Annotated in this window: 4 protein-coding genes; all 4 read left to right on the top strand. The window is 39.5% G+C overall.

All coding sequences use genetic code 11. From position 1 onward, the window contains the following. Window positions 1–36 precede the first annotated feature (36 nt). The 4 genes from H4K35_RS15805 (at window position 37) to H4K35_RS10490 (ending at window position 12,562) form a co-directional block, all read left to right on the top strand. On the top strand, window positions 37–5,997 hold the full coding sequence (locus H4K35_RS15805; protein ID WP_255492429.1) for a hypothetical protein: 5,961 nt from the start codon (window positions 37–39) through the stop codon (window positions 5,995–5,997). Window positions 5,998–6,061: 64 nt separating this feature from the next. Further along, on the top strand, window positions 6,062–10,585 hold the full coding sequence (locus H4K35_RS10500; RefSeq protein WP_182627718.1) for a hypothetical protein: 4,524 nt from the start codon (window positions 6,062–6,064) through the stop codon (window positions 10,583–10,585). Window positions 10,586–10,646: 61 nt separating this feature from the next. Next, a complete protein-coding gene (locus H4K35_RS10495) occupies window positions 10,647–11,195 on the top strand; it encodes a hypothetical protein (RefSeq protein ID WP_182627716.1) in 549 nt (182 codons plus the stop codon). Window positions 11,196–11,248: 53 nt separating this feature from the next. Next, window positions 11,249–12,562 carry a gliding motility-associated C-terminal domain-containing protein gene (locus H4K35_RS10490; RefSeq protein WP_182627714.1) on the top strand — a complete coding sequence of 438 codons (1,314 nt, stop codon included), beginning with the start codon at window positions 11,249–11,251 and terminating at the stop codon, window positions 12,560–12,562. The last annotated feature ends 2 nt before the right edge of the window (window positions 12,563–12,564 follow it).

Here is a 12,564-nt window from a genome sequence, read left to right as displayed (position 1 = left end):
AATCAAGAGTTTGTAACGAAAATTACAAGCAACAACGTGTTCATCACAGAGGTAATCAACAAGCTAAAAGGCAAATACGGAAACGTTTACTACAATGTAGACGAGAATAGATTCTACTACATCCAAGACGATGGAACAGAGGGTACTATTGATTGGTCTTCGATCAATACGACTAACGTTAGCTTTACCCTTGATGCGGATATGTTGACGGTGACTGATTCCGATGGCAACAAAGTGCAGTTAGACGTTAAAGAGATTGCCAATAACTCTACCTTCATTGAGGAACTTACACAAAATCAAGAGTTTGTAACGAAAATTACAAGCAACAACGAGTTCATCACAGAAATCATCAACAAGCTAAAAGGCAAATACGGAAACGTATACTACAATGTAGATGAGAATAGATTCTACTACATCCAAGACGATGGAACTGAAGGTACTATAGATTGGTCGTCAATCAATACGACTAACGTAAGCTTTACGCTTGATGCAGATATGTTGACGGTAACTGATTCCGATGGGAACAAAGTGCAGTTAGACGTTAAAGAGATTGCCAATAACTCTACCTTTATTGAGGAACTTACACAAAATCAAGAGTTTGTAACTAAAATTACAAGCAATAACGAGTTCATCACAGAGGTAATCAACAAATTAAAAGGTAAATACGGAAACGTATACTACAATGTAGATGAGAACAGGTTCTACTATATCCAAGACGATGGAACCGAAGGTACTATTGATTGGTCTTCGATCAATACGACTAACGTAAGTTTTACGCTCGATGCGGATATGTTGACGGTGACTGATTCCGATGGGAACAAAGTGCAACTGGATGTAAAAGAGATTGCCAATAACTCCACCTTTATTGAGGAACTTACACAAAATCAAGAGTTTGTAACGAAAATTACAAGCAATAATGAGTTCATCACAGAGGTAATCAACAAGCTAAAAGGCAAATACGGAAACGTATACTACAACATAGACGAGAATAGATTCTACTACATCCAAGACGATGGAACTGAGGGTACTATTGATTGGTCTTCAATCAATACGACTAACGTAAGTTTTACGCTTGATGCGGATATGTTGACGGTGACTGATTCCGATGGGAACAAAGTGCAGCTGGATGTAAAAGAGATTGCCAACAACTCTACCTTTATTGAGGAACTTACACAAAATCAAGAGTTTGTGACGAAAATTACAAGCAATAACGAGTTCATCACAGAGGTAATCAACAAGCTCAAAGGCAAATACGGGAACGTATACTACAATGTAGATGAGAACAGATTCTACTACATCCAAGACGATGGAACCGAAGGTACTATTGATTGGTCGTCAATCAATACTACGAACGTAAGCTTTACCCTCGATGCGGATATGTTGACGGTAACTGATTCCGATGGAAATAAAGTGCAACTGGATGTAAAAGAGATTGCCAACAACTCTACCTTTATTGAGGAACTTACACAAAATCAAGAGTTTGTAACGAAAATTACCAACAATAACGAGTTCATCACAGAGGTAATCAACAAGCTAAAAGGCAAATACGGAAACGTATACTACAACATTGACGAGAATAGATTCTACTACATCCAAGACGATGGAACAGAGGGAACTATAGATTGGTCGTCAATTAATACTACAAACGTGAGCTTTACCCTTGATGCAGATATGTTGACGGTAACTGATTCCGATGGGAACAAAGTGCAGTTAGACGTTAAAGAGATTGCGAACAACTCTACCTTCATTGAGGAACTTACACAAAATCAAGAGTTTGTAACGAAAATTACAAGCAATAACGAGTTCATCACAGAAATTGTCAACAAGCTAAAAGGCAAATACGGGAACGTATACTACAATGTAGACGAGAATAGATTCTACTACATCCAAGACGATGGAACAGAGGGAACTATTGATTGGTCGTCAATCAATACTACAAACGTGAGCTTTACCCTCGATGCGGATATGTTGACGGTAACTGATTCCGATGGGAACAAAGTGCAGTTAGACGTTAAAGATATCGCTAGCAATTCTAGTTTTATCACTGAGTTGACAACTAATGACGAGTTTATTACCAATGTAGGGAATAACCAGACGTTGATTACCAACATTGTCAACAAGCTAAAAGGCAAATACGGAAACGTATACTACAATGTAGACGAGAACAGATTCTACTACATCCAAGACGATGGAACAGAGGGAACTATTGATTGGTCGTCAATTAATACGACAAACGTAAGCTTTACGCTCGATGCGGATATGTTGACGGTGACTGATTCAGATGGGAACAAAGTGCAGCTGGATGTAAAAGAGATTGCGAACAACTCTACCTTTATTGAGGAACTTACACAAAATCAAGAGTTTGTAACGAAAATTACAAACAACAATGAGTTCATCACAGAAATCATCAACAAGCTAAAAGGTAAATACGGAAACGTATATTACAATAGCGACGAGAATAGATTCTACTACATCCAAGACGATGGAACAGAGGGAACTATAGATTGGTCGTCGATTAATACCACAAACGTAAGCTTTACGTTAGATGCGGATATGTTGACGGTAACTGATTCCGATGGGAACAAAGTGCAGTTAGGCGTTAAAGAGATTGCAAGCAATTCTAGTTTTATCACTGAGTTGACCACTAATGACGAGTTTATTACCAATGTAGGGAATAACCAGACGTTGATTACCAACATTGTCAACAAGCTCAAAGGCAAATACGGAAATGTTTACTACAATGTAGACGAGAACAGGTTCTACTACATCCAAGAAGATGGAACAGAGGGAACTATAGATTGGTCGTCAATTAATACTACTAACGTAAGCTTTACGCTCGATGCAGATATGTTGACGGTGACTGATTCCGATGGGAACAAAGTGCAGTTAGACGTTAAAGAGATTGCGAACAACTCTACCTTTATTGAGGAACTTACACAAAATCAAGAGTTTGTAACGAAAATTACAAGCAATAACGAGTTCATCACAGAAATCATCAACAAGCTAAAAGGCAAATACGGAAACGTATACTACAATGTAGACGAGAACAGATTCTACTACATCCAAGACGATGGAACAGAGGGAACTATTGATTGGTCGTCGATCAATACCACAAACGTTAGCTTTACCCTCGATGCGGATATGTTGACGGTGACTGATTCCGATGGGAACAAAGTGCAGCTGGATGTAAAAGAGATTGCAAGCAATTCTAGTTTTATCACTGAGTTGACCACTAATGACGAGTTTATTACCAATGTAGGGAATAACCAGACGTTGATTACCAATATTGTCAACAAGCTAAAAGGCAAATACGGAAATGTTTACTACAATGTAGACGAGAATAGATTCTACTACATCCAAGACGATGGAACAGAGGGAACTATTGATTGGTCGTCGATTAATACGACTAACGTAAGCTTTACCCTCGATGCAGATATGTTGACGGTGACTGATTCCGATGGCAACAAAGTGCAACTGGACGTTAAAGAGATTGCGAACAACTCTACCTTCATTGAGGAACTTACACAAAATCAAGAGTTTGTAACGAAAATTACAAACAACAGTGAGTTCATCACAGAAATCATCAACAAGCTAAAAGGCAAATACGGAAACGTATACTACAATGTAGACGAGAACAGATTCTACTACATCCAAGACGATGGAACTGAGGGAACTATAGATTGGTCTTCGATTAATACGACTAACGTAAGTTTTACCCTCGATGCGGATATGTTGACGGTGACTGATTCTGATGGGAACAAAGTGCAGCTGGACGTTAAAGAGATTGCAAGCAATTCTAGTTTTATCACTGAGTTGACAACTAATGACGAGTTTATTACCAATGTAGGGAATAACCAGACGTTGATTACCAACATTGTCAACAAGCTCAAAGGCAAATACGGAAATGTTTACTACAATGTAGACGAGAACAGATTCTACTACATCCAAGACGATGGAACAGAGGGAACTATAGATTGGTCGTCGATTAATACGACTAACGTAAGCTTTACCCTTGATGCGGATATGTTGACGGTGACTGATTCCGATGGCAATAAAGTGCAGTTAGACGTTAAAGAGATCGCTAGCAATTCTAGTTTTATCACTGAGTTGACCACTAATGATGAGTTCATTACCAATGTAGGGAATAACCAGACGTTGATTACCAACATTGTCAACAAGCTAAAAGGCAAATACGGAAACGTATACTACAATGTAGACGAGAATAGATTCTACTACATCCAAGACGATGGAACAGAGGGAACTATAGATTGGTCGTCAATTAATACTACAAACGTAAGCTTTACGCTTGATGCGGATATGTTGACGGTAACTGATTCAGATGGGAACAAAGTGCAGTTAGACGTTAAAGAGATCGCTAGCAATTCTAGTTTTATCACTGAGTTGACAACTAATGACGAGTTTATTACCAATGTAGGGAATAATCAGACGTTGATTACTAATATTGTCAACAAGCTAAAAGGCAAATACGGAAACGTATACTACAATGTAGATGAGAACAGATTCTACTACATCCAAGACGATGGAACCGAGGGAACTATAGATTGGTCGTCGATCAATACTACGAACGTAAGCTTTACCCTCGATGCGGATATGTTGACGGTGACTGATTCTGATGGGAACAAAGTGCAGCTGGACGTTAAAGAGATTGCAAGCAATTCTAGTTTTATCACTGAGTTGACAACTAATGACGAGTTTATTACCAATGTAGGGAATAACCAGACGTTGATTACTAATATTGTCAACAAGCTAAAAGGCAAATACGGAAACGTTTACTACAATAGCGACGAGAATAGATTCTACTACATCCAAGACGATGGAACCGAAGGTACTATAGATTGGTCGTCGATCAATACGACAAACGTAAGCTTTACGCTTGATGCGGATATGTTGACGGTAACTGATTCAGATGGGAACAAAGTGCAGTTAGACGTTAAAGTGATTGCACAAAACACAGCCTTTATCACAGAAGTAGTAAATCAATTAGAAGGTAAATACGGAAACGTAGAATACAATAGTACAGAGAATAAGTACTACTATATCAAGGATGATGGGACGAAAGAAGAAGTTGATTTAGGCAGCGTAACCCTTGCTGGAGATATAACAGGAGCAACAGGATCAACAAGATTAGACAAGATTCAAGGAAATCCAGTAGTTGCCACAACAGTTACAGATGGACAAGCCTTGGTGTTTGATGGAACTTCTTGGATACCAGGCACACCAGATGTTGATGTAACTAAGGTTATATCTGGTAAAGAGCTGAAATCTGATGCGTCAATTACAGTAACAGATGGTTCTGCGACTTTATTAAAAGAAGCGAGTATTAAAGTGGCAGATGGAGGAGTAACATCGACACATATCAAAAATGGAACCATACTTCCAGAAGATATAGCTAATTCTCTATCACCGAATCAAATCTTGGTAACCGATGCTAGTAGTGTTCCAGGATGGGCAGATAAATCAGCAGTGGCACCTGCTTCGCCTTGGTTAGTTCAGGGATCGACAACAGTGGCTACATTAAACACAGAAAACATTTATCAAACAGGAACAGTTGCCATAGGGGCAAGTCAGATTCCAGCTACAGATCCAACGGCAAAATTATTTGTTGCAGGAGATGTAGTGACAACAGGTAAGTTTTTTACAACCAATGCAGTATATGCAGATTATGTATTTGAGAAATACTTTACTGGAAGTTCTGATATCAAACTGACGTATGAGTTTAATACGTTAACCGATATTGCGCGATTTGTCAAAGAAAATCACCACTTGCCAGGGGTAACTCCAATTAGTGATTTACGTAAAAATGAAGGAGGGTATGGTTTTGATTTAACAAACCTTTCCGTTGAATTACTAGAAAAAGTGGAAGAGTTATTCTTGCATACTATTGAGCAACAAGACCAAATAGATCAAATGAAAAAAGAACAAGAAGCGGTTTTAGAGCGATTAGAAAAACTAGAAAGATTAATGGAGAAAAAATAAGCAACATAAGTAACAATATCCTTGCTGAAAGTTGCTTTCAGCGAGGATTAAAAAAGAAAAATGTATGAAAAAAGTATATATAATAATGTTTTTCCTATGTTCTATGTTGGTTATGGCTCAAACCCCAGGAGGAATAAATGGGGTAACCATAGAATATTGGTTGAAAGCAGATGAGTTAACAAATACAACCGTACAAGATGGAGCTGATGTTTCTGTGTGGATGGATAAATCAGGAAATACGAGGCATTTTACAAATACCACAGGGTATTATCCTCGATATATCAAGTCTGCAATGAACTTCAATCCTGCTGTTGAGTTTTACAATGACGAAGATGTTTCCAGTTCCAACAATGAAAAACGAAGATTAGAAACGATTGGGAATTTTCAAATGGAGCCAAGTAAATCCTATTTTGTCATTTGGATTTCGCGCTTAGAGAATGAATCCTTTTCAGGATCTATAAAGTATGCGCCAGTTTTTACCTTAAACACAGCCTCAAATGGAGATAATTTTGGTTGGACAGCAGGAACAGGGTCGGGGGCACAGCGCTTATGGCATGAGATTCGCGGAACCTCCTATTCACATAGTGAGCAAGAAAGGATATATGGGATTGGTATGGCTATCTTGCCGAACAATTCCTCAACGCCTCAGAGTCAAATTCTAAATGGCTTGGCTAGTACGTCGACCATGGCTGGGCGCACTTTGACCACAGGACAAACGAAAAGTGTGATTGGAGGGGCCAGTTCAGGAACCACAAATCCATACTACTACTATGGGGAGATTATGGAAGTGGTTGTTTTATCCAAAGCTGCTGGATCAGTATTGACAGCCGATGAAATCCGCAAAATAAACACCCATTACGCAATTAAATATGGAATAAGTTTATCCACTGCTGCGCCAAACTATATCTTGTCCAACGGAACAGCCATATATAGTGGCATTTTACCAGGCTATACGGATTATAAACACGATGTTTTTGGTCTCGCACGCGATGATCAAAGTGGATTGTATCAGAAACAGGCGATGAGTACCGATAATGCTGCTTTAGCAGTATCTATTGGAGAATTTCAAGAAACCAATGCCGAAAATACATCCACCTTATCAAATAATACAGCCTTAATGATAGGCGGTAATGGACTAGAGGGCAACCAACCCTATAGTCATTTGACGGGAACTGCTTTTGCCAATTATACCCTGCAAATGTATACGGATCCCGCCACGGGCGTGGTTAAACAAGAAAAACTAACCACTTTGTTCAACTATAAGTTAAGAGCAAAAACAACAGGACAAAGCTCATTTATAGTGAATGCCCGTATCGGTATGGGAACCTGGTTGTTGGTGGGGGCTAATCCTAACTTCACACCAAGTCAGACTCGCATTTATAAAGTTGTAGATGGAGTTGCTCAGAATGTAGTGATTAACGATGGAGATTATATCGGTTTCACTTCCGAATTTGTGGCCCCAGGTGGAGTGAGTAATGGGTTGAGAATGTGGCTAAACGCCTCAAAGAAAAATACCATTACCCTAGACAGTAGAGGAGAAGTAGTAAACTGGGTGGATTACTCCGGAATGGGAACTACCTATCGAAAAAGAATGGCAAACGGTGCCGCTCCTTCATATGTAGAATACGAAGAAAAAACAAACTTCCATCCGACAGCTTATTTCCGCAAATGGGAAGACTATTTGATTACTGATAAAGCTGCCATGTCGAGGGCTGTACCCTCTGATGTCGCTTTTTATGCAGTTGTAAATCACGATTTCGAAAGTTCATCCCGCTCTTATTTTATTGGATTTGGACAACAAACAATAGGAACAAATGCACGCCGACCATCTTTTGGTGTGTATAGAGGGAGCTCAACAAATATTGATGGATTGGGACGTATTGGATCTTCTGGACTGACCAATAGTCCAAGTCGATTGTTCAACACTGGGGCAACTACAATTGCTGGTTATCACTGGAAAGTAGGATCGACCATTACATTCGAGTTTGACGGTGGACATTCTGAAACTGTAAACCATAAGTACGACAACGTCTTGATGAACGGGCCTGGAATGCTCGGTCTAGGGAGTTCTTCTAAAACCTATACCTTACAAGGGGCAATGCCTGAAGTTATACTCTATGAAGGCGTGTTGTCTAGCAATGAAAAGGAGAGAATTAATTCTTATCTCGGAATTAAATATGCCATTACCATTAAATTAGGTACTACAGCCTCTCCGAATTTTAACTACTTGCTATCTGACAATACCTCCATTTGGAATGGAAATAGCACTTGGAATAGAACCTACCATCACAATGTGGCATCCGTTGTTCGAGATGATGATGCCGATTTGTACAACTACCAAGCTAAATCAACCGATGTGGGGTCTATTGTCCATATGGGTGTGGGTACTAAATTAGGTAGTCATCCTGAGTTAGGTGGTATTCAACACGATAAAACTGCCCTAACTTGGGGACACAATAACGGACCACTAACCTTGTATTCTTTTGCAGGGAATCAAGAGATCTGTGGTGAAATAGACACTAAACTAAATGGCCGTGTTTGGATGGTTGACAATACAAATTTTAACCAAAGTATCCTAGTACGTGCTGCTGATGCCAACTTCCCTTACAATGGATCCAATTGGCAAGTGTTTTTATTAGTGGCTGATACGGCTGAAAAATTAGCGAATAATCAATGGGATCGCGTAATCCCTATGGATTATTTATTCGATGGTCACCAAGTGAATTACAAATTCCCAACGAATGAGTATACTTATTTTACTTTTGGAGCCAAAGCCTTACCTGGTATATGTGAATCTTGTGATTTTACAGGGGTAAAACGCTTGGAGTTTACCAAGACAAATTGGACAAAAGGGGCAACTGCACAGGTGTTTAACTTAGGAGACGGGTTTACTGCGGACGTAAATGTGACCGTAGAATCACCCTCAACAATGAGAAATCGCTATCCAAGACCTTCTACCTATCGCTCCTTACGAGAATACAGAAGGAGAGGGGATGGCACTAAAAAGATGGTGACGGAAGTGGTGCTCAAACAAAATGGTTCACCTAAAGCAGCCGCTAGTGCTTTTGAAATCTTTGAAGTCGATCGATACGGCAATCGCTTTAGCGAAATTGAAGTGTATGGCGTCTGTGGAAACGGAAGAGTTATCCCTAAGTTGAGTTACGGATCAACAAAACCTACCTACCGCATAACAGGAAATACAGCCAGGGGAAATAAATCTTCAAGCTATGCTTCTGCTAAAGGTAGAATGTATGTTGAATTCGACGTAGCTGTAGAAAAAATTTATATCGTTCATACCTATTCAGGTAGAAGCGGCTCAGGAAATATGCGCATTGGAATTGGACCTATGGACTTCTATTGTTTACCACCATTGCCAGAACCAAACGAACAAGGGTTAATCTTCACCAAACAAGGGCCTACAGAAATGCTCCTTTGTGAAGAAGCAACCTATACTTTCCGCATCGCCAATACAAACTGTGACCCGTATAAACTGAGTTTTAACGATGTGCTCCCAGCTGGGATGAAATGGGTGGGTGAGTCCCTGTCTATTGATGATGCCGCCATAGCTGAAGCAACAGTTAACGACTATGCACAAGGAGCTACTTTGGATATACAAGATCTAATCGTTCCAGGAACTTCAACACTAACTTTTAGAGCCAAAGCAATTTTTGATCTCAATGCACAACCTGGAGTCTATGAGAACCAAGGGAAATTGAGCTATAAGTTGAATAATGATCCTACGCAAACCGTTGAACTATGGAGCTGTGATCGCTTGTCTACTGGATGCGAACCAACGCGTACCCTTGCTACTGGTGATCCAACAGAAAGACCTTTGCCAATCGAATTGATCAGCGCTTTAACCGATAAAGGATGTTATGTCGAAAACGATGTAGTTACAGTATCAGTTAAAGTAAGAAATGCTAATGCATTTACTATTAGCGATATGGTGTCTGAGTTTACGTATAACGAAGAGTTTACCTACGTAAATAATTCCTTGTCCTCCCCAACGCTTAGCTTTGGTGGTTCGGTTGTTGTGGATACCTCAGAATTAGGTAGTTTGATTATTGAAGATTTCGTATTACCACCAGGTGAACACACCCTTACATTTAAAGTGAAAGCACCCGATCAAGCAGGAATAGTACTAGAAGATATTGATCCTAATGATCCATCTCTCGGTCAAAGAGAAACCCCTTTGTACCTTGATTTTGAAATGCTCAACGAATCCGATGACCTGTGTTTAAACACAACGACATCAGAATTGTACGGATCACTAGAAGTTGAATACTGTACTGTTTGTTACTACGACCCTGTAGAAGGAGATGGTGGAAACATCCTAGATTCATCCGGTTATTTGGCCGTTACAACGCTCAATCGACCAGATAAATCATGGATACCAAATCGCGGCAATGCCTTTGTTGTTTTAGAATCAAAAACAAAAGGTTTGGTCATCACTCGCTTGACAACGGCTCAAATTGAAAACCTAAGCCCAGTTGAGGGAATGCTGGTGTACGATACAACAGTAAACTGTCTGAAGATGTATAACGGAACCCAATGGGGCTGTTTAGATCAAGGATGTGTGGATGAATAGGTAATCACAGTGGAAAAAAGCATGGCACATGCTTTTTTCCACTAATCTAAATCAATTAGCAATGATAAATATGATATATAAACACTTTTTTTTCCTCACTGTAGTATCGTGCTTAGGCATTTTTTCAGCTGTAGGTCAAACCTCGATTGGAAAGAAAACAGTAGAAGGAACCGATGTAATCCTTGACTTTAAAGCCAATGACAATAGAGGAATTATATTGCCATGGGTGACAGGAGAACAGCAAGTTGTTTCCCCCGTTGGAGGAACCTTAGTTTTCGATGCTAACGACAAAAAAGTAAAATACTACAGAGCAGGTACAGCTGCCGCTTGGGTTGATTTATCAATCAATGCAGGCGATGTCGATGGGAGTATACAACAATCGGTGGACGAAAGTGAAACCGTTACACCTACCATTATTGGTAGTCGTACTTCAACCGCATCGGGGGTGTTGATTTTAGAATCGACATCAAAAGCCATGGTCTTACCTAAAATGGAAAGCCCCCACCTGAACATTTTAAGTCCAAAAGCAGGAACAATGGCCTTTGACACTGTGTCAAAAATGCTGTGTATTTTCAATGGTACGGAGTGGTCTTTTTGGAAAGTAAATTAAAATTCCAAAAATGAAATAAAATGATTAATTTACGGGTTAAAATAATTAGAAAAATGAAACACGCACATTATACTATAAGCCTTGTTATTGGTCTTTCTGGATGTATTGTACAAGCGCAAGAATCGGAGCAGTCAGTGCTTGCTAATACTGGGGTCATGTTCATTTCTCCCAATGAGATTCTATCGACACAGTTTGATTTTATCAATACAGAAAGTGCCGAAATGATTAATGATGGGACGGTCTACTATTTTCGAAATTTTAACAATGATGGCTTTTATTCGTTTACAAGTCATCGAAAAACGAGTAAAGCCGTTTTTACGCGTTATGGAAAAGAAGAAGGAAAGCAGCTCATTAGTGGACAATCACTTTCGGATTTTTTTGATGTAGAATTAAATAATTCAACGCCCATAGTGGCTTTCGATTTACAAAATAATATGGGGGTTTTCGGTACTTTAGATTTCCAAAATGGAATCGTCAAAGTAGACGAGACGGTTGATCCCATTCATCAAGTTTCAAAGGGGATGTTGAGCTTTCAGCAAGGCGCAAAAGCGCAGAATGTTAGCGATCAATCCCATGCAGAAGGCCTGGTGGAAAAATTAGGAAAAGAACATTTTGAGTATCCTATTGGTGATGAATCTCTTTTTCGACCTGCGATGATCAGTGCTCCTAAAGACATAAAAGATGCCGTAGTAGCGCAGTATCGCCTAAAAGATGATTCTTTTTTTGCTACGCGAAAAAATACAACAGGTGTCATTAAGCAAATTAACGAGGCAGAATATTGGAAACTAGATGCAAAACTAAAGGGAACGGAAACGGTAATTTTAAGTCTGACTTGGGATGATCGTACCACCCCGCCAGACTTGCTAAAAAATCCAGAAGATGAACTCCACATCATTCGATGGGATGAAAAACAACAGCTTTGGGTAGATGAAGGAGGGGTTGTCGATATGTCTGCAAAAACCATTACCACGCCAACAACGATCAAAGATTTTGGTTATTTTACCTTTGGAACAGTAAAAAAGGATTGGGTATTAGAAGGAGATGTGGTTATCTACAACTTAGTCACACCCGATGGCGATGGTAAAAACGACTATTTTATCATTGACAATATCAACAAATATCCAAACAACCGCGTTGAAATATACAACCGTTGGGGGGTAAAAGTATTCGAAACAACGGGTTACGACCCGCATGGAAATGGAAGTAGTAACGTATTTACAGGCTACTCCGAAGGTAAGGTTACAGTAGACAAAAAGAAAAAATTACCAAGTGGAACCTATTACTACATTGTAACGTACGAATACAAAGATGCGAATGGTAGCCGAATGATTAAGAAAGCGGCTAACTTACACTTAGAGACCAATTAAAC

The organism is Myroides sp. NP-2, assembly GCF_014145665.1.
Lineage (GTDB): Bacteria > Bacteroidota > Bacteroidia > Flavobacteriales > Flavobacteriaceae > Flavobacterium.
The sequence above is the reverse complement of the archived record's forward strand: the minus strand, read 5'-3'. Positions and strand labels throughout refer to the sequence as shown.